The sequence below is a fragment of the Streptomyces sp. NPDC002536 genome (assembly GCF_053594995.1).
On the sequence record NZ_JBSFWU010000011.1, the window covers coordinates 84,688 to 101,947 of the forward strand.

Genomic DNA, 17,260 nt, shown 5'->3' on the forward strand with positions numbered 1-17,260 from the left:
GGCCCGCAGCCGACGTCCCGGGGCTGCGCCCCGGACCCCCAGGATGGTGCGTCGGCTGCAAGCCGTCGGTGGCTGATCGCGCAGTTCCCCGCGCCCCTTACAGGGCGCCGTGACAGGCGCTCACCCTTCCGCCGTGAGCCCGTTGATCAACCGGTCGAGGAGCCGGTCGAAGACCGCCTGCGGGGACGGGTCACTGGGCGCGGCAAGCACCTGGGCGAACTGGGGATAGCTCCCGTCGGCCGTGACGGTCCGGAGCCAGCGGGCCTGCGCGTCGCGCAGTTCGCCGGACGTACGGCCCGCGGTTTCGCTCGCCTGCTCCTGGCCGAGCTCGTACGACACACAGCTGACGACGAATCCGGTGACCAGACTGAAGGTCTCCAGCCGGGCCTTGGCGTCCGCACCGGTCGGGGCGAGCGCCGCGAGCGTGTACTCCACGACGGCGAGGGTGTTCGGGCCGAGGGTCTGCCGAGCGGTCAGCGCGGCGGGCAGCCAGGGGTGGCGCCGCATCATGGCGCGCTGCTCCTGGGCGACCTGCCGCAGGTCGGCACGCCAGTCCCCGGAGGGCTCGGCCGGCAGCCGGTGCTCGCCGCTCACTTGGTCGATCATGAGCTCCAGCAGCGTCTCCTTGTTGGGGACGTAGCTGTAGAGGGACATCGTCCCGGCCCCGAGCCGGGCCGCGACCGCGCGCATGGTGACCGCGGCGAGCCCTTCCGCGTCGGCGATGGCGACCGCTTCGGCGGTGATCGTCGCGCGGCTGTGGGCCGGCGGCCTTCCCCGGCGCGGCCGTTCGGCCTGCGCCCAGAGCAGCTCCGGGTCCACTCCGGCCTTGCGCCCGGGTGAGCCTGCACGTGCCACGGCGACCCCTCCCTTCCTCTGCTTCCATCCAAGCACGAGCTGTTATCGTACAGCGTACGAGAACCGCTTCAACGCCCGCCTCGCCCCGGCCCGGCCCGGAACGCCCGGCGGTACGCGCCCGGCGTCGTCCCCAGGGCACCCAGGAAGCGTCTGCGGAGGTTGGTGGCCGAGGAGAGGCCGACGCGGCGGGCGACGGTCTCCAGGGGGAGGTCGGTCGACTCCAGCAACTCGCGTGCCGCCACGACCCGTTGCGCGAGCAGCCACTGTCCGGGGCTGGTGCCGAGCTGGTCGATGAAGCGCCGGGTCAGTGTGCGTGCCGAGACGCCCGTGCGCGCGGCCAGGTCCTCGACGGTCACCGGCTCGTCGAGTCTGCCGGTGACCCATTGCAGCAGCGGGGCGAGCGATCCGTCGATCTGCACGGGATGCGCCGGCGCCGCGTACTGCAGCTGTCCGCCTTCGCGGTGGGGCGGCATGACCATGGTCCGTGCGACGTGCGCGGCGTACCCGGCGCCCTGGTCGGAGCGGACCAGGTGCAGGCACAGGTCGATGCCGGCGCCGGCGCCCGCACTGGTGGCCACGTCGCCGTGGTCCACGTACAGCACGTCCGGGTCGACCCGGACGGCGGGGAACCGCTCGGCCAGTTCGCCGACTTGCGCCCAGTGGGCGGTCGCCCGCCGCCCGTCCAGCAGACCGGCGTGTGCCAGCGCGAAGGCACCGGAGCAGATGCTGACCACCCGCGCTCCACGGGAGTGTGCGCGGCGCAACGCCCGGACGACCGCGGGCGAGGGCGGTTCCCGGACGGGCAGCCAGCCCGGGACGACCACCGTGTCGGCCCGGCCGAGCGCGTCCAGGCCGTCGGTCACGAGCATGTCGTACCCGGCGAGCGTCGTGACGGGGCCGGGGTGCTCGGTGCACACGCCGAACGTGTACCGCGCGGGCAGTCCGTGCCGTTCGATCCCGAACACCTGGGCCGCGCAGGCGAGCTCGAAGGTCGACTGCGGAGAACGGACGAGGGCCACGACGCGATGCATGGCGGGAAAGTACCGCATGATGTCATTCCTGACACTGGGCGGGCCGGCGATCACCCGCCAGGCTGGCCCCATGACGACAGACGTGACGGCAGAACAGAACATGCCCGGCTATGTGTGGTTCGCCGCACAGGACGCTCCGGTGCGCGAGATCTTCCCGGGCATCCGCGTACGCCCGTTGTGGAGCGGGGACAACGGTGCGAAGGCCCAAGTGCTGGAAATGGACCCGCAGACGTGCTGGCAGGGAATCGACGTCCACGAGCCGGGCCCCGAGGAGGTCTTCGTGGTCTCGGGCGTCTTCAACGACGGCGTACGGGACTACCCCGCCGGCTCCTTCATCCACGCCCCCGCGGGTTCCTCGCACGTCCCGCAGACGACGACGGGCTGCACGCTGTTCGTCTTCTATCCGGAAGGCTAGGGCCTGTCCGGCGGATCATGCAGCGCCCCGTCAGGGGCGCGGGGAACTGCGCGATCAGCCACCGACGGCCCGCAGTCGACACACCGCCCCGGGGCCCGGGCGGAAGCACGGCACGTCATCTGCGGGCGCGTCGTGGCTTGTCGCGCAGTTCCCCGCGCCCCTGACGGGGCGCAAGGATCCGCCGGATACACCCTAGGAGGTGGGCAAATGTGGTCCGTGCGCACGATGACGGAGACCGACATTCCAGCCGTCTCGGCCGTACGCGTATCCGGCTGGAAAGCCGCCTACGCCAGCATGATTCCGCAGTCCTATCTGGACGGTATGACCGTCGAGGCAGACGCCGCACTGCGCCGACGGCAATTCCCCGGTTCCCGGGGGCGGATGACCGACCTCGTGGCGGTCGACGGCCACGGCGACGTCGTGGGGTGGGCCTGCCTCGGTCCCGGCCGCGACACCGAGGGCCGGGGGCCGGCCGCGGGCGAGCTCTACGCGCTGTACGTTCGCCCCTCCCTCACGGGATCCGGGATCGGCCGTACGCTGCTCGGCGCCGTGCACGCCCGCGCCGGCGACCAGGGCCTGGACAGCATGCTGTTGTGGGTTCTCCGGGACAACGTCATGGCACGTCCCTTCTACGAGCGGGCCGGTTACGCCTCGGACGGTGCCGTGCAATCCGACGACTACGACGGCGTGTCCGTGCCCGAAGTCCGCTATCGCCGCGCGCTGCACCGGATCACGCAGCACCCGCCCGTACCGCGGTGACGGCCATCGTCGTGTAGCGCATCGTGAAGCCGCCGCCCATCGCGTCGATGACGGTCCCGACGCCCTCCAGCATTTTCCCCATGCGGTCCGGCGGGAGCCGGGTGAAGGCACCCGTGGTGGGCATCAGGTCCAGCCATGCGTCCCGGGTGTAGAAGAACTCCCAGTCGAATTCCCAGTGTTCCGGTTCACGGAATTCTCCTGACTCCCGCATCCCGTCGGCCACCTTGGCGAAGGCCGTCCGGTACACGTCCGCGGATCCGTTCATCATGGCCCGGAAGTCGAACGGCGCGTCGGGGAGCGCCCGTTGACAGACCTCGGCGACGGCTTCCGCGACGTCGGGCGGGAATCGGAACACGTTCCAGAAGGGGGCCAGCAGGCCGCCGGGGCGCAGCACCCGGGCGGCCTTGGCCGCTCCTGCGACCGGGTCGACCCAGTGCCAGGCCTGGCCTGCGACGACCGCGTCGAAGTCCCGGCCGGCCGGGTCCCACTCCTCGAACCTCGCCACCTCGACCTCTCCGCCGAACTGCCGCGCCAGGCCGGCCATGCGTGCGTCGGGGTCGATGCCGAGCACCCTGCACCCGGCCGCCTGGAACTGCCGGGTGACGATGCCCGTACCGGAGCCGACGTCGAGGACGTCGGGCCCGGGGCCGGGGCCGGGGCCGGGGCCGGCAGAGGCGATCCGCTCGATCAGGGCTTCGGGGTAGCGGGGCCGGGCGCGGTCGTAGCGTTCGGCGTCCGTGCCGAACGACTCGGCCATCTCCCGGTGTTGATGGGGTTCATTCCCTGGAGGCCGTACAGTGGGCATGCGCCCACTATGGTGGGCGCGCGCCCACTCGTCAACGGGTGGAGCCCAACGGGCGGGAGGGACAGGCGACATGCCGACAGGAGTGGCCCTGCGCGACGCGCGGGAGCAGTTGTTCGCCGCCGCCGAGCGCATCCTGTTCCGGGACGGTCCGAACGCGCTGACCAGCCGGGCGGTCACGACGGAGGCGGGCTGCGCCAAGGGCGTCCTGCACCGGCACTTCGCCGACTTCGACGCCTTTCTCACCGAGTTCGTCCTGGACCGCATCACCCGGATCGAGGACCGGGCCACCGTCCTGTGCGCATCCGCCGGAACCGGCACCGTCACCGGCAACCTCACCGGCGCGCTGACGGATCTGTTCGGCTCGTCGGTCGCCGTGGCGATCGTCGCGCTGATCACCTTCCGCGACGACCTGCGCGCCCGGCTGCGCCGGAGCAGACCCGCGGGCATTCCGGTCCTCACCGAGGCCACAGCCATGATCGCCGCGTACCTGACCGCCGAGCGCCGACTGGGCCGTATCGCGGCCGACGCCGACGTGGACGCCCTCTCCCCCACCCTGATCGGCGCCGGGCACCTGCTGTTCGCCGACCGCAAGAGCGGCCCGCCGGAGGCCGAAGCCGTCCGCAAGGTCGTGGCCACGGTCGTCGCGGGCGTGGTGCGGGATCCAACACCGTGAACGGCATGAGCGGTGACGCCTGTCGGCCGACGGCCTACCGTGCCGCCCCCGCACGCCATGCGACCGCGGCTCCCGACACCATGACCAGCGCAATTCCCAGCCCGGCCGGGGCTGTTGGGCGCTCCCCCAGAACCAGCGCACCGACCAGCGCGCCCATCGCCGGATCCGCGGCCAGCAGCGTCCCCGTCACACGGGGAGGGGCCAACCGCGTTGCGATACAGGTGAGGCCGAACGCGACTGCCACGCCCACGGTCCCGGACGCGGCGACCGCGAGCCAGCCGCCGGGACCCGGCACCCGTGGCGCGGCCGCCACCGAGAACGGCGCCAGCAGCAGCGCCCCGACGGCGACCGACAGCGCCAGACCGGAGAAGCCGGACGAGGCGCGCCCCACGTGTCCGACGAGCAGCGTGTAGCTGCCGAAGGCGACGGCCGCGCCGAGCCCCCAGACCAGGCCCGCGCCGGTCGCACCGCCAGCCGGGGCGCCGATCAGCGCCACCCCGGCCAGCGCCGCCAGCGGGAAGACGGCCTCCCACCGGGTGCGCGTACCGAAGAGGGCCACGGAGAACGGCCCGAGGAACTCCAGCGTCACCGCGACCCCGAGCGGGAGACGGGCGACAGCGTTGTAGAACAGCACGTTCATCGCCGCCATCGCCACGCCGTACAGGACGATCCCGGCCCACTGCCGCCGCGTCCGGCCGCGCAGTGCCGGCCGTGTGAGCACCAGCAGGACCAGCGCGGCGACCGCCATGCGCAGTCCGCTCGTCCCGATGGTACCGACGGCGCCGAACAGCCCTTTGGCGAGGGCGGCCGAGAGCTGGATGCACAGCGATGCGCAGAGGATCGACGCCGCGCACACGGCCGCGGCACTCGAGCGGGAGCGTGGACCGGCCGCCGTCACGGGTCCCGAGGACAGGGGCCGCACACAACAGCCCACGGAACGCGATACATCGCGGTCTGGCGCAGTCGCGATAGTCGCGATATAGTCGGCCGCGGATATACGGAAGCGGGGGATCGAAGCGGGGGCAGGGACCATGCCGAAGCGGCGCAAGCTCAGCAATCCTCTGGCGCTGGCCGTCCTGGTCACGCTGCAGGAGCGGCCCCGGCATCCGTATGACGTCGGACGTGTGCTCCGGCACCGCGGCAAGCACCACAGCATCAAGATCAACTACGGCTCGCTGTACACCGTCGTCCGGAACCTGGAGAAGCACGGCTTCGTCGAGACCTCGGACGTCGAGCGGCAGGGGAACCGGCCCGAGCGCACGCTCTACCGGCTCACCCCCGCCGGACGGGAGGAGCTGCACGACTGGCTGGCCGAGCTGGTGGCGGTCCCGGCCAAGGAGTTCCCGCTCTTCGAGTCCGCGCTCTCCCTGCTCCCCGCGCTTCCCGCCGACGAGGCGATCGCGCTGCTCGGGCAGCGGCTGGCCGCGCTGGAGGAGCAGGCGGCCGGTATCCAGGGCGAGTTGGAGAAGTGGTCGGGGCTGCTGCCCCGGCTGGTGCTGATCGAGGCCGAGTACCAGCTCCACAGGATCCGGGCCGAGACGGCCTGGGTGCGGGAGTTCCACGCGGAGCTGGAGCAGGGCTCGTTCGAGGGCGTCGCCCAGTGGCGCGAGATGGGCAGGACGGGCGGCGTGCCCGAGGAGTTGCAGCGACTGGAGGAGCACCTGGACCAGGACCGGACCTGACAAACCGGCGAACGAACCCCGGCGGCGCTGCGCCAACAGCCCCGCCGGGGTCCTCAGCCCCGAACGGACCTGCGCGAGGCAGGCCGGGCGCCCGAGGTGCGGCACACCCAGAATAGCCCGGTCCCCTTCCGTAGATCGGTTCGGTACGCATCGAACACCGACACACGGAGGACGCTCAGTCATGAGCACATCCCCGCACGCCGTCGAGGCGCGCGAACTGACCAAGACCTACCCCGGCGGCGTCACCGCCCTCGCCGGGCTCGGCCTCACGGTGCGGCCCGGCACCGTCTTCGGGCTGCTGGGCCCCAACGGCGCCGGCAAGTCCACCACCGTCAAGATCCTCACCACCCTGGCCCGGCCCGACTCCGGCACCGCCACCGTGGCCGGTCACGACGTGCTGCGCCACCCGGACCGGGTGCGGCGCGCGATCGGGGTGGTGGCCCAGCGCTCCGGGGCCGACCCGGTGGCCACCGGCCGGGAGAACCTGCTGCTGCAGGGACGGCTGTACGGTCTGCGCGGGGCCGGACTGGCCTCCCGCGTGGACGACCTGCTGGCCCGCTTCGCGCTGGCCGACGCCGCCGGCCGCCCGGCGAAGAGCTACTCGGGCGGCATGCAGCGCCGCCTGGACGTGGCGCTCGGCCTGGTGCACCGCCCCGAGGTGCTGTTCCTCGACGAGCCGACCACCGGCCTCGACCCCGAGGCCCGCACCGCCATGTGGCAGGAGATCGGCCGGCTGGCCGGTGACGAAGGCCTGACGGTCGTGCTCACCACGCACTACCTGGAGGAGGCCGACCACCTCGCCGACCACATTGCCATCGTCGACCGCGGCCGGGTCGTCGCCACCGGAGACCCGGACCGGCTCAAGGCCGAACTGCGCGGCGACGCCGTGCAGGTGGAGCTGCGCGAGACACCGGGCGAGGTGGACGCACGCCTGCTGGCCACGGCCGTCGGCGAGTTCGCAGGAGTGCGCGAGGTGACGCTGGAGGGCCGGCTGCTGAGCGCCCGGGCCGACGACGGGGGCGCCGCGGTGCCCGCCGTGCTGGCCGTGCTCCAGCGCGAGGGCGCCCGCGTCGCCACGGTCACCGTGGCCCGCCCGTCCCTGGACGACGTCTACCTGCGTCACGCGGGCCGCCGGTTCGCCGATGCGGACGCCGCCCCGGCGCTCGCCGGAGGTGCCCGGTGACCGAGACCCTGCGCCAGACCTGGTACATGACCGGGCGCCAGCTGACCCCGATGCTCCGGCAGCCCGCCTTCCTGCTCATCACCCTCGTCCAGCCGGTGATCTGGCTGTTCCTCTTCGGGGCGCTGTTCCGCAAGGTGGTGGAGCTGCCCGGCTTCGGCGGCGGCAACTACCTCGACTACCTGGTGCCCGGAGTGGTCGCGATGAGCGCCCTGTCCGGCGCCATGTGGGCGGGCATGGGCACGCTGGAGGAGATCGAGCGCGGCACGCTCAACCGCTTTCTGACCACTCCGGTCAGCCGCAGTGCGCTGATGAACGCCAACGTGGTCCAGCAGGGGGTGAGCACCACCGTCCAGTCGGTGCTCATCGTGCTGCTCGGCAAGGCGGGCGGGGCGACGTATCCCGGTGGCGTGGGCGGTCTCGCGGTCCTGGTGGTGGCCTCGGTGCTGCTGGGCACCTGTGTGGGCGCAGCCTCCAACGCCCTGGGCATGCTGGTGCGCCAGCGGGAGTCGATCATCGGGATCAACACCTTCCTGCTGCTCCCGATGACCTTCCTCTCCTCGGCGTTCATGAAGCCCGCGCTGATGCCGTCCTGGATGCGGCACATAGCGGACTTCAATCCGCTCGACTGGACCCTGGTGGCGGGCCGTTCGGCGATGTCCGCCGACCCGGACTGGGGCCTGGTGCTCGGCCGCGGCGGGGCGCTGCTGCTGGCCGCGACGATCGCGGTGTGGCTGTCCACCCGGACCTTCCGCGCGTACCAGCGCTCGGTGTGACGGCGGATCCTGCGCAGCCCCGTCCCGCATGATGCAACGCCCGACCGGCACGATCTGTTCGGCCGGTCGGGCCGGGGCGACCGGCCCGCACGGGCACAATGACGGGCACAACGATGAGCACAATGATGGGCATACGAAAACACCAAATCCCGTCGGACAGAATTTCCTTCCCCCGCCCTTGCTGGCGCTCCGCCCGACCCGTTAGCGTTTCGAAGTAATTCCTTCCCGCTCCCGACTGACGTCCGTACGCAGCGGAAGGCCGGAACATGTCAGGCATGGCCGATCTCCCCTTTGTGGACATCACCGTTCCCGGATTCGACCTCGCCTCCGGCGAAGTGACCGCCGTCATGGACGGGAACTGGTGCATGCGGACCCCGTTGGGGCTCGCCGTTCTCGGGTACGCCGAGATGCAGGACCTGATGCGCGATCCGCGGCTGGTCCAGGACGGCAGGGCGTACCTGGAACTGGTGGGAATCACCTCGGGCCCGGTCCACGACTGGTTCGTGCCCCTCATCCTCCACCAGCACGGGCAGGACCACGCACGGCTCCGGCGGCTGGTGAACCGGGCGTTCACACCGGCCGTCGTCAATGGTCTCCTGCCCTTCATCCGCGAGACCACTGCGTCGTTGACCAGCGAACTCGCATCGGCAGAACTCCCGGATTTCATCGAGGTGTTCGCCGATCCGCTGCCGGTCCGGGTCATGAGCCGGCTTCTCGGCATTCCCGCCGAGGACTACGGTGCGTTCCACCGCTGGAGCACCGACATCGGTCTGGTGTACGCGCTGGTCCAGTATCCGGAATACCTGCCGCGACTGGAGGCCGCCGTCCGCGGCCTGTTCGCGTACGTCGACGGACTGGTCCGCACCCGGGAACGGGATCCGGGCGACGATCTCGTCTCCCATCTGATCCGTGCGCAGGACCACGAGACGCCGATCGGTCCGGAGGAACTGCGCAACCTCATCGTCTCGATCATCTTCGCCGCGCACGACACCACCAGCCACCAGCTCGGACAGTCCATGGTCGCCTTCGCCGCGCACCCCGGACAGTGGCGCGTGCTCCGGGAACACCCCGAACTGGCGCCGCAGGCCGTCGAAGAGATCCTGCGGTGGTGTCCCGCGGTGACGGCCGCCTACCGCTCTGCACGGCAGGACGTGGACTACAAGGGCATGCACATTCCCGCCGGATCCTTCGTCGCCATGTGCGTGAAGTCGGCACACCGCGACCGCCGCACCTTCCACGCCCCGGAGGTATTCGACATCACGGTCCCGCGCCGGGCGGCACCCCTGGTGTTCGGCACAGGACCGCATTTCTGCCTCGGCGCCGCCACCGCACGCACCGAACTGAGGGAGGCCCTGGTCGCGTTGACGAGCCGGCTCGGCCCGCCGTCGGTGTCCGGTGAGCCGCCGTGGCGCAGAGGGCTGGGAATCTGCGGGCCCGAATCGCTGCACCTGCACTTCGCCTCTTGATCCCGTTCGGCACGCCTCGGGAAAGGACCCGCAGCCATGTCGGTGACCACAACCTTCGGACATGCCGGCCGTCTCCGTGTCCACGAGACCATCAGCGCGGCTCTCAACGACCACGACCTCGAACGCCTTGTGTCCTGTTACACCGAGGACCTGGAGTACACCGATTTCGGATCGGGGACGGTCTGCCACGGCAAATCCGAGTTTCTGCGCTGGGGACAGGCCTGGCTGGAGAGCGTCCCCGACTTCTGCGTCGAACTGCACAGTGCCCACGCGGTCGAGCAGCTCGGCACTGCGGAGTGGACGATGAGCGGCACGGTCGAGCATCCGCTGCCCGGGCTGCCGACGGGCGCCGTGGGAGGGCAGTTCTCGGTCCGGGGAAGCGCCGTCTTCGTATTCGCCGACGACGGCCGGGTGTGCCGGGAACGCGACTACTGGAATGCGGCGGTCCTGCTCCAGCAGCTTGCGGAGGTGCCACGGCAGGACTCCCTCGTTCTCTCCCGGCACGACGTCCATCTGTGCCTGGCGGAACTGCAGGCCCTGACCGCCGAATGGTCCGCTGCCGGGCAGCAGGGTTCCCCGGCGGAGCGGCTGTCCACACTGCACAGGCTGCTGGAGGAATGCCGTGCCGCGATGGAGCAGGGGTGACCCGTCTGCCGTGCGGGCCCGGCCATCCGGTCGGCGTCACCGGCCTGGGGGTCTACCGCCCGCGCGGGGTGGTCACTTCGGCCGCCATGGCCGCCTGGCTGGGCGTGGACACCGACTGGATCGTCGGACGGACGGGAGTGACCGAGCGCGGCTGGGCGGACGACGGCGAAACCGTACGGATGATGGCGGTGCACGCTGCTCGCGCGGCCATGGCGGCGGCGCGGATTGCGCCGGACGACGTGGAGCTGCTGATTCTGGCGACGTCCACCAATCCTTATCTCGTTCCGCCGCTCGCCCCTTCGGTGTCCCACGATCTGGGCATGCGGCGGATCGCCGCATTCGACGTCAACGCCGCCTGTGCGGGATGGTGTTACGGCGTGGAGACGGCCCGGGCGATGATCGCGTCCGCGGCGGTGCGCACGGCCCTGGTCGTGGGATCCGACCGGATCCACGACATCGTCGACGCCATGGACCGGACCACCGCTCCGCTCTTCGCGGACGGGGCCGGGGCCGCCGTGCTGGCCGTCTCCGGCGAGGCCGGTGTCTCGCCCGCCGTACTCGGTTCGGACGGCTCGTGCGCCGGCATCCTCGGCACGCGGCCGACGTCCTTTTCGGCACGGTCGAGACCGGTCGTGTCCATGGACGGTCCGGCGGTCGCCCGGTGGGCGATCGAGGCCCTCGCCGGGACCGCGCAACAGCTGCTGGCCCGCTGCGGCCTCACGTGGACGGACATTGCTGCCCTGGTGCCGCATCAGGCGAATCTCCGGCTGATCCGGACGGTCGGCCAACTGCTGGCGGTTCCCGGCCATGTCGCGGTGGCCGACGACGTGCGCACCACGGGAAACGCGTCGTCGGCTTCGGTGCCCCTGGCACTGCACCGGCTGCTGGCCCAGGGCCGGGCGCGCTCCGGCGACCTGGTCATGCTGATCGGATTCGGGGCGGGCATGAGTTACGCGGGACAGATCATCCGCGTGCCGTGATTCCCTGCCGGTACGTGGCGCATCCCAGAGAGGCGCCCGGATCGACGGCCACGAACAGGACGGCGGGCGGCCGGTCGTGCACCATGCGGTGATGGCCGCGCAGCAGAGCGCCGCTGTGCAGCATTCCCTCTCCCCCGGTGCCGGCACGTCCGCCGTGCGGAATTCCGACGCGCGTGGCCAGGAGCCCGGCGAATCCGTCGAAAGGCTCGTTGCTCACCAGCACGGCTGCCGAAGGGGCGAGTCCGTCGGCGGCCAGGTGGGCGCGTACGAAATCCGCGGCGCGATCGACGAGCCGGATGTCGGGGGCGGTGCGCCGCACGGTGATGTCCGAACGGCCGCCGGTTCCCATCGTGGTGAGGTCGAGGAAACCGACGGCTGCCGGGCCGTGTTCGGCGCGGAACCGTACCGGGCCGAAACCGGTCCCCGGGGCGTCGTCGTGCCCGAGAAGTGCTGCCGTACCGACGGCGCGATAGGGAAATGCGCGGTGCGGCCGCTGCGCGGGGTGGCCGTCACCGGCCACGACGAGCAGGCGGTCCTCGGCTCCGGTGAGAAGTCCTCGGGCGAGATGGACGGCCGTGAGAAAGCCGCAGGCGCCGTTGAGGAGATCGAAGGCGAACACCGGCCGGGAACCGGCCCGGTGGTCCAGATGAATGCCCAGCCGGTTCTGGACGAGCACCGCGACGGCCGGTTCGACGAGGTTGTGGTCCCGGTAGATCCCGAGATGGACGATGACGTCGACGGAATCTCCCGCGAGGCCTGCCGTCCGGAGGCAATTGCGTGCGGCCCGGACCTCATGGTCGAGGATTCCGCCGGGCCGGTCCTGGCTGATGCCGGTTGCCGCGATGACGACCCCCATCTCACCGGACCGGAGCCGTGCTCGGGGACGTCACGGTGACGGACATGAAGCCCGTGACGAGCCCGGAGGCGTTGGGCACGAGCAGCAGCTTGCTGCCGGGTGCGATGCGGTGACGGGCCAACTGCTCGTGCAGCACGAGGAAATGCGACGTCGTCGCGGTGTTGCCGTACGTTTCCAGGACGGTGGGAGAGCGGGGCATCGGCGTCCTGAGTATGCGGGCACCGACCGCATTCAGCTGCTCGACCACGCGGGCCGACACCTGGTGATGAATGATCACGTCGAATTGCTCCGCCTGGAACGACGGGACGTGCTCGGCAAGAAATGTCGGCCAGACCTCCATGGCCGGCTCGCTCTGCTGGCTCCGGGTGTCGGTGTACATCGCCAGGCCCTGGCTCTTGTCGCTGGGCATGACCAGACACGCGAGGGCGAAGCGGGCAGCGGTCAGCAGCCGGACGTCGTGGATCCGGTCCCTTTCGTCGACGGCCCGGTCGACGAGCACCGCGACGGCCGAATCCCCGAGCGTCAGCGAAGCCGTCTGCGGGTCCCGGGCATTCACGATCTCGCGCACTGCCGTGGTGCTGACCAGCGTGGCCTGTTCGGCACCGAGGACCAGGCCACAGCGCGCAAGCCCCCGCCGGATCATCCGGTCCACGAGGAGGATCCCGGTCATCACCCCCGCACAGGCATTGGAGACGTCGAAACACAACGCCTCACCGGCGCCGAACTCGTGGGCGATCATCGACGCGAAGCTCGGCTCGAAATACAGCCGCTTCTCCTTGGTGCGGGTGATGGAACAGCAGACGACCAGGTCCAGATCGGCTGCGGTGTACCGGGAACGGGAAAAGCAGTCGGCGACAGCACGCACCGCCATGTCATAGGAGTCCCCGCCCGTCCGGCGGGCACGCACTCCGGTCGCCCCCTCCACCAGGGCGCCCAGCAGCGGGCGTTCGGCCAGCAGGTCCCGGGTGGTGACGACCGTGGACGGCACGTGGCACCCGAGTGCCTCGATGCGGGCCACGGACCGCTGGTCCTGCAGCGGCGTCATGCCGTTGCTCTTCGCTGCTCGACGAGTTCGGTCAGCTCCTCCACGGTGACGTCCCGCAGCTCCTCGTCGGCGATCTCGACGCCGAAGGCGGACGAGAGCAGTACCGCGAGTTCGACATAGGCCAGCGAATCCAGCCCCAGGTCCGGCAGCCGCGTCCCGGGCCGGACGGATTCAGGGGTGATCTCCAAAGGGCCGGTCAGGATCTCGTGAACCGCTTGCGCTACTTCGTGCTTACCCGTCATACGCGTGTCCTGGTGCACATGCCCCATAGAGGCGAAGTGAATTGCTTGTCCAGGTTTCTCCCTTCTTCCAGCTTCCGCTTGTCTGTCACGTCGCGTCAAGAACCGGGAGCAGTTGCGGTCGTTTGGCGATACGGCCGTCACCGGACGAGTGGCCGCGGAGCCGGCGGACGAGCCAGGGGGCGAGGAACGAGGCGGCCCAGCGCAGTTCGGCCGTGGCGGCGTGCCACCTGGTGGGGACGGGGTGCGCCGGAGGGGGCAGCGGGTGCGTCCACGAGTCGTCGGTGCCGGGGAGCCCGAGGGCATGGGCGAGGGCGGCGGCGATCCGCTGGTGGCCGAGCGGACTGGCGTGCAGCCGGTCGGGGCTCCACAGGCGGGCGTCGGTGACGACGGGGTGGCGGGCGGCCTCCGCGACGGTGACGCCGTGACGGCGCGCCGCCTCGCGGATGCGGTGGTTGAGGGCCGTGACGCGAGGGCCGAGGGGACGGGCCAGCGGGGCGATGCGTGCCGGGTCGGGGAAGGTGAGGGTGGCGACGCGGGCCCCCTGGGCGGTGAGTGCCGCGAACATCGCCTCCAGGTGACCGGCCGGCTCGTCGGCGTCGAACCGGGGTCTGAGCAGGTCGTTGAACCCGGCGACGACGGTGGCCAGATCGGGGCGCAGGGCCAGGGCCGGGGCGAGCTGCTGGGCGTGGACCTCTTCGGCGATGCGGCCTCGTACGGCCAGGTTGGCGTAGCGGAGGCCGGGGTTGTGGCGCGCAAGGTGCTCGGCGAGGCGGTCGGCGAAGCCGCGCAGGCCCGTGGTGTCGTCGCCGTCGCCCAGCCCTTCGGTCTGACTGTCGCCCAGGGCGACGTACCGCGCGTACCGGAGGTGCTCAGTGCCGGACATGTGCTGCCTGCCTCTCCCTCAGGACCGTGATCGTGCGCTCGCACCAGTCGCGGTTGCCCTGCTCGAAGGCGAGGCCGCGCAGGCAGGTCAGGTACGGGCCGATGCGGTCGCCGTGGCGCAGGAACGCCTCCTCGGTGCAGTCGCCCCGCATGCTGCGCAGCAGCTTTCCGAACAGGTCGATCCTGGCCTGGGCGAAGGCGGCCCGCTCGGCGAGCTGCGCGATCAGGGCGGCCGCGTCGACGTGGTCGACGGCGCGGACCTTGACGAGCAGGTCGTCACGGATGAACGACGGCTTGGCGGACGCGGCCGCGAAGCCTTCCAGTTCCGCCAGACCGGCGTCGGTGACGTGGAACAGGCGCTTGGTGGGCCGGGTCTCCTGGACCACCTCGCGGCCCGCGACGAGCCCGTCCTTCTCCAGCCGGGTGAGCTCGGCATAGAGCTGTTGCGGCTGGGCGTACCAGAAGTTCGCCACGCCGAGGTCGAACGCCTTGGCCAACTCGTAGCCGCTCAGCTCCCCGTCGAGCAGCGCCGCCAGAACGGCGTGCCGCAGTGCCATCGGATCGCCTCCTCCCCTTCCGGGTCCGCTCCCCTGTTGTCCCCTGTTGCCGGACACCCTCTTCATGCTACTCATAAACATGACTAGTCACATCCATGACTATGCAGAGGGGTGCGCCATGACCACCGCAGACCGCTTCCGCGCCGCCGTCGAGCATCGCGACCTCGCGGCCCTGGAGGGCCTGTTCACCGAGGACATCCGCTTCTACAGCCCCGTGAAGTTCACGCCGTTCGAGGGCAGGCCGATGGTGCTGGGGCTCTTCCGGGTCCTCCTGCGCACCTTCGAGGACTTCCGCTACGCAGGGCAGTACGCCGGCACTGCGGAGACCTGCGCCGACGGCACGGCGTCCCCGTCGGCGGTCCTGCTCTTCCGCGCCACCGTGGGCGGCAAGCAGATCCACGGCGTCGACCTGCTGCACTTCGCCGACGACGGCCGGATCAAGGAGTTCACGGTGATGGTCCGGCCGCAGTCTGCCGTCCACGCGCTGGGCGAAGCGGTGTTCGCCGGGCTGGCGGCGGACGGCCTGGTGCCGGACTCCCGTTGACCGGCGCCGGAGCCCGGCTCAGACGGCGGATCGGAACAACTCCTGTGCCGCGGCGAGAGCTTGCCCGAGAGTCTCCGGCTCCGGCCGCAGGCCGGCCACGATCGCGTCGACACCGCGCAGATCCGCCCTGTCCAGCAGCCGCTTCTCGTTGGTGACCCACTCGCCGCGCGCCGCCAGCACCGCATGCGCCGTCTGCAGGGCGGCAGTGGCCAGCGCGCCCGCCACCTCCGTGACCTGACTGCGCCGGACGTATGCGGCCTCGGCGTACTGGAGCGTCACGGCCGCCCGGCCCCGCCACACCGGCGGGGCCGCTGCGCGCAGCGCATCCGGATAGCCGGGGCGGGGCAGCGTGCCGCGCAGCACCCGGTTGACGGCGAGTTCGGCGACCACCAAGTAGCTGGGGATGCCCGCGAGGTGGAACATCAGCGGCTCCCAGTGGAAGCGGCCCTGCCGGGCCTCGCCGAGTTCGTGTTCGACGACGTCGAGGTCGCGGTAGTGGACGTCGACCTGCCGGCCGTCGATCGTGAGCCAGGCTCCCCCGTTGAAGACGCCTCCGCCCCAGCCGCCGATCTCGGACACCTCGCCGTCCCAGCCGACGGCGCGCAGGTCGGCCGGGTCGAAGCCGCCTCGGTAGTACACGGCCATGTCCCAGTCGCTGTCAGGGGTTTCGGTCCACTGGGCACGCGAGCCGCCGAGGGTGACGGCGTGCACGGCGGGGAGGGCGGCGAGTGTGTCGGCGACGCGGTCGAGGAAGAGGTCGTCGGTCACAAGGCTCCCATCGGGTCGTAGTGATCACTGCGCCCACTTCGGCACCCAGGTCTCGACGCCGTGGTGGTCGGGCCGTACGGAGGCGAGATGGGTGCGGAGTTCGGTGAGGGCGGGGTGCGGGTTGTCCTCCCGCCAGATCAGCGAGTGCGGGTAGACCGGTGTCGGGTGGTGCAGGGCGATGCGCCGCAGGTCGTGGCCGACGGGCCAGGCGAGGCGGGTGTCCTCGCCGACGATGGTCGCCAGCGTCGCGGAGTCGGCGACCGCGTCGAGGAGCGGCTCGGTGCCGAAGTTGGGGCCGATCGTGTCGATGGTGAGCCCGAATGCATCGGCGAGTTCGGCGTAGTAGGCGGCCCACTCGGTACCGGCGATGATGCCGGGCATCCAGATCCTGAGCCCGGCGAGCTGCTCGGGGGTGACCGCTCGGGCGGCGGCGAACTCGTGGGCCGGGCCGGTGAGAAGCTGGAGGGGCTCGTCGAAGACCCGGGCGGCCACGATGCCGTCGGGAAGCTGCCGCCCGGGCATGGTGACCGCGCGGAAGGACGCGTCGATCGTGCCGGACAGGACGGCGGCGACGGCCGCATCGGCGTCGAACAGGGTCACCACGTCGAGTTCGGTCCTGGGATGCGCACGGTGGAAGGCACGCAGCAGTCCCGCCGGCGCGAGCCGCCGCCCGATGACGTCGACACGCAACGCGCGGCGCCCGGGCCGCACCGAGGCGGTGGCCCGTTCCTCGGCCTTCAGGAGCTCGCGGGCGTGCGGCAGGAACGCCTGCCCGTCGATGGTGAGCCGGGCTCCGCGCGCGGAGCGGGTGAACAGCTGCACACCGAGTTCCTTCTCCAGCGCGGCGATGCGCTTGGAGACGGCCTGCTGAGTGATCGACAGGTCGGCGGCCGCCTCCCGGAACTGTCCTGCGTCCGCTACGGCGACGACGGTGCGCACGGCGTTGAGATCCACAGCGGGCATGGTACGTGCACGTCCCAGGGATATGCCGTGGCGGGCCCGGCGAAGTGCGGGGCGCCCCGTCAGGGGCGCGGGGAACTGCGCGACCAGCCCCCACCGGCCCGCAGCCGACGCACCACCCCAGGGGTCCGGGGCGAAG

The 17,260-nt window shown here is 71.3% G+C and carries 21 protein-coding genes; 10 read left to right on the forward strand and 11 right to left on the reverse strand.

Features of this window, described 5'->3' with window-relative positions:
- Window positions 1-120: 120 nt before the first annotated feature.
- Both ACWD4B_RS06730 and ACWD4B_RS06735 read right to left on the reverse strand, forming a co-directional pair.
- Complete coding sequence (locus tag ACWD4B_RS06730; RefSeq protein WP_451419781.1) at window positions 121-819, reverse strand: TetR/AcrR family transcriptional regulator; 699 nt, start codon at window positions 817-819, stop codon at window positions 121-123.
- 104 nt (window positions 820-923) lie between these two features.
- Window positions 924-1,886 (reverse strand): GlxA family transcriptional regulator, encoded by a 963-nt coding sequence (locus ACWD4B_RS06735; RefSeq protein WP_451419760.1) that lies wholly within the window; start codon window positions 1,884-1,886, stop codon window positions 924-926.
- A gap of 100 nt (window positions 1,887-1,986) precedes the next feature.
- Between ACWD4B_RS06735 and ACWD4B_RS06740 the strand changes: the two genes are divergently transcribed.
- Complete coding sequence (locus ACWD4B_RS06740; RefSeq protein ID WP_451419782.1) at window positions 1,987-2,301, forward strand: cupin domain-containing protein; 315 nt, start codon at window positions 1,987-1,989, stop codon at window positions 2,299-2,301.
- A gap of 207 nt (window positions 2,302-2,508) precedes the next feature.
- Entirely contained in the window at window positions 2,509-3,060 is a 552-nt protein-coding gene (locus ACWD4B_RS06745) for an N-acetyltransferase family protein (protein WP_451419761.1), read from the forward strand.
- On the opposite strand, the gene ACWD4B_RS06750 is transcribed toward ACWD4B_RS06745, so the two are convergent.
- Window positions 3,032-3,817 carry a class I SAM-dependent methyltransferase gene (locus ACWD4B_RS06750; protein ID WP_451419762.1) on the reverse strand — a complete coding sequence of 262 codons (786 nt, stop codon included), beginning with the start codon at window positions 3,815-3,817 and terminating at the stop codon, window positions 3,032-3,034. The two genes, ACWD4B_RS06745 and ACWD4B_RS06750, sit on opposite strands and share 29 nt — an antisense overlap.
- 118 nt (window positions 3,818-3,935) lie before the next feature.
- Here ACWD4B_RS06750 and ACWD4B_RS06755 point away from each other — a divergent pair, with 118 nt between their 5' ends.
- Window positions 3,936-4,538: a TetR/AcrR family transcriptional regulator gene (locus ACWD4B_RS06755; RefSeq protein WP_451419763.1), complete on the forward strand. Its 603-nt coding sequence runs from the start codon at window positions 3,936-3,938 to the stop codon at window positions 4,536-4,538.
- Window positions 4,539-4,572: 34 nt separating this feature from the next.
- Here the strand turns inward: ACWD4B_RS06755 and ACWD4B_RS06760 are convergent, their stop codons facing one another.
- On the reverse strand, window positions 4,573-5,436 hold the full coding sequence (locus ACWD4B_RS06760) for an EamA family transporter (protein ID WP_451419764.1): 864 nt from the start codon (window positions 5,434-5,436) through the stop codon (window positions 4,573-4,575).
- 133 nt (window positions 5,437-5,569) lie between these two features.
- On the opposite strand from ACWD4B_RS06760, the gene ACWD4B_RS06765 reads away from it, so the two are divergent.
- The 6 genes from ACWD4B_RS06765 to ACWD4B_RS06790 all read left to right on the forward strand — a co-directional run bounded on the left by ACWD4B_RS06765 (window position 5,570) and on the right by ACWD4B_RS06790 (window position 11,267).
- Window positions 5,570-6,220, forward strand: coding sequence for a helix-turn-helix transcriptional regulator (locus ACWD4B_RS06765; protein ID WP_451419765.1), 651 nt, complete (start codon window positions 5,570-5,572; stop codon window positions 6,218-6,220).
- Between the two features lie 181 nt (window positions 6,221-6,401).
- Window positions 6,402-7,403, forward strand: coding sequence for an ABC transporter ATP-binding protein (locus ACWD4B_RS06770; RefSeq protein WP_451419766.1), 1,002 nt, complete (start codon window positions 6,402-6,404; stop codon window positions 7,401-7,403).
- Window positions 7,400-8,176: an ABC transporter permease gene (locus ACWD4B_RS06775; RefSeq protein ID WP_451419767.1), complete on the forward strand. Its 777-nt coding sequence runs from the start codon at window positions 7,400-7,402 to the stop codon at window positions 8,174-8,176. Before ACWD4B_RS06770 ends, ACWD4B_RS06775 begins: the two co-directional genes overlap by 4 nt.
- A 275-nt stretch (window positions 8,177-8,451) precedes the next feature.
- The gene (locus tag ACWD4B_RS06780; protein WP_451419768.1) at window positions 8,452-9,642 is read left to right on the forward strand and encodes a cytochrome P450; all 1,191 of its coding nucleotides are present in this window, start codon (window positions 8,452-8,454) and stop codon (window positions 9,640-9,642) included.
- Between the two features lie 36 nt (window positions 9,643-9,678).
- A complete protein-coding gene (locus ACWD4B_RS06785; protein WP_451419769.1) occupies window positions 9,679-10,287 on the forward strand; it encodes a nuclear transport factor 2 family protein in 609 nt (202 codons plus the stop codon).
- Window positions 10,284-11,267, forward strand: a complete 984-nt coding sequence (locus ACWD4B_RS06790) for a 3-oxoacyl-ACP synthase III family protein (protein ID WP_451419770.1) — start codon at window positions 10,284-10,286, stop codon at window positions 11,265-11,267. Before ACWD4B_RS06785 ends, ACWD4B_RS06790 begins: the two co-directional genes overlap by 4 nt.
- On the opposite strand, the gene ACWD4B_RS06795 is transcribed toward ACWD4B_RS06790, so the two are convergent.
- The 5 genes from ACWD4B_RS06795 to ACWD4B_RS06815 all read right to left on the reverse strand — a co-directional run bounded on the left by ACWD4B_RS06795 (window position 11,251) and on the right by ACWD4B_RS06815 (window position 14,849).
- On the reverse strand, window positions 11,251-12,123 hold the full coding sequence (locus ACWD4B_RS06795; protein WP_451419771.1) for a hypothetical protein: 873 nt from the start codon (window positions 12,121-12,123) through the stop codon (window positions 11,251-11,253). The two genes, ACWD4B_RS06790 and ACWD4B_RS06795, sit on opposite strands and share 17 nt — an antisense overlap.
- 1 nt (window position 12,124) lies before the next feature.
- Complete coding sequence (locus ACWD4B_RS06800; RefSeq protein ID WP_451419772.1) at window positions 12,125-13,168, reverse strand: 3-oxoacyl-ACP synthase III family protein; 1,044 nt, start codon at window positions 13,166-13,168, stop codon at window positions 12,125-12,127.
- Window positions 13,165-13,410, reverse strand: coding sequence for an acyl carrier protein (locus tag ACWD4B_RS06805; protein ID WP_451419773.1), 246 nt, complete (start codon window positions 13,408-13,410; stop codon window positions 13,165-13,167). The genes ACWD4B_RS06800 and ACWD4B_RS06805 overlap by 4 nt, the downstream gene beginning before the upstream one ends.
- A gap of 85 nt (window positions 13,411-13,495) precedes the next feature.
- The gene (locus tag ACWD4B_RS06810; RefSeq protein WP_451419774.1) at window positions 13,496-14,293 is read right to left on the reverse strand and encodes an SGNH/GDSL hydrolase family protein; all 798 of its coding nucleotides are present in this window, start codon (window positions 14,291-14,293) and stop codon (window positions 13,496-13,498) included.
- Window positions 14,280-14,849 (reverse strand): PadR family transcriptional regulator, encoded by a 570-nt coding sequence (locus tag ACWD4B_RS06815; RefSeq protein WP_451419775.1) that lies wholly within the window; start codon window positions 14,847-14,849, stop codon window positions 14,280-14,282. The genes ACWD4B_RS06810 and ACWD4B_RS06815 overlap by 14 nt, the downstream gene beginning before the upstream one ends.
- 118 nt (window positions 14,850-14,967) lie before the next feature.
- Between ACWD4B_RS06815 and ACWD4B_RS06820 the strand changes: the two genes are divergently transcribed.
- Window positions 14,968-15,393, forward strand: a complete 426-nt coding sequence (locus ACWD4B_RS06820) for a nuclear transport factor 2 family protein (RefSeq protein WP_451419776.1) — start codon at window positions 14,968-14,970, stop codon at window positions 15,391-15,393.
- Window positions 15,394-15,411: 18 nt separating this feature from the next.
- Here the strand turns inward: ACWD4B_RS06820 and ACWD4B_RS06825 are convergent, their stop codons facing one another.
- A complete protein-coding gene (locus ACWD4B_RS06825) occupies window positions 15,412-16,161 on the reverse strand; it encodes a nucleotidyltransferase domain-containing protein (protein ID WP_451419777.1) in 750 nt (249 codons plus the stop codon).
- 24 nt (window positions 16,162-16,185) lie between these two features.
- The gene (locus tag ACWD4B_RS06830) at window positions 16,186-17,115 is read right to left on the reverse strand and encodes a LysR family transcriptional regulator (protein WP_451419778.1); all 930 of its coding nucleotides are present in this window, start codon (window positions 17,113-17,115) and stop codon (window positions 16,186-16,188) included.
- Between the last annotated feature and the right edge of the window lie 145 nt (window positions 17,116-17,260).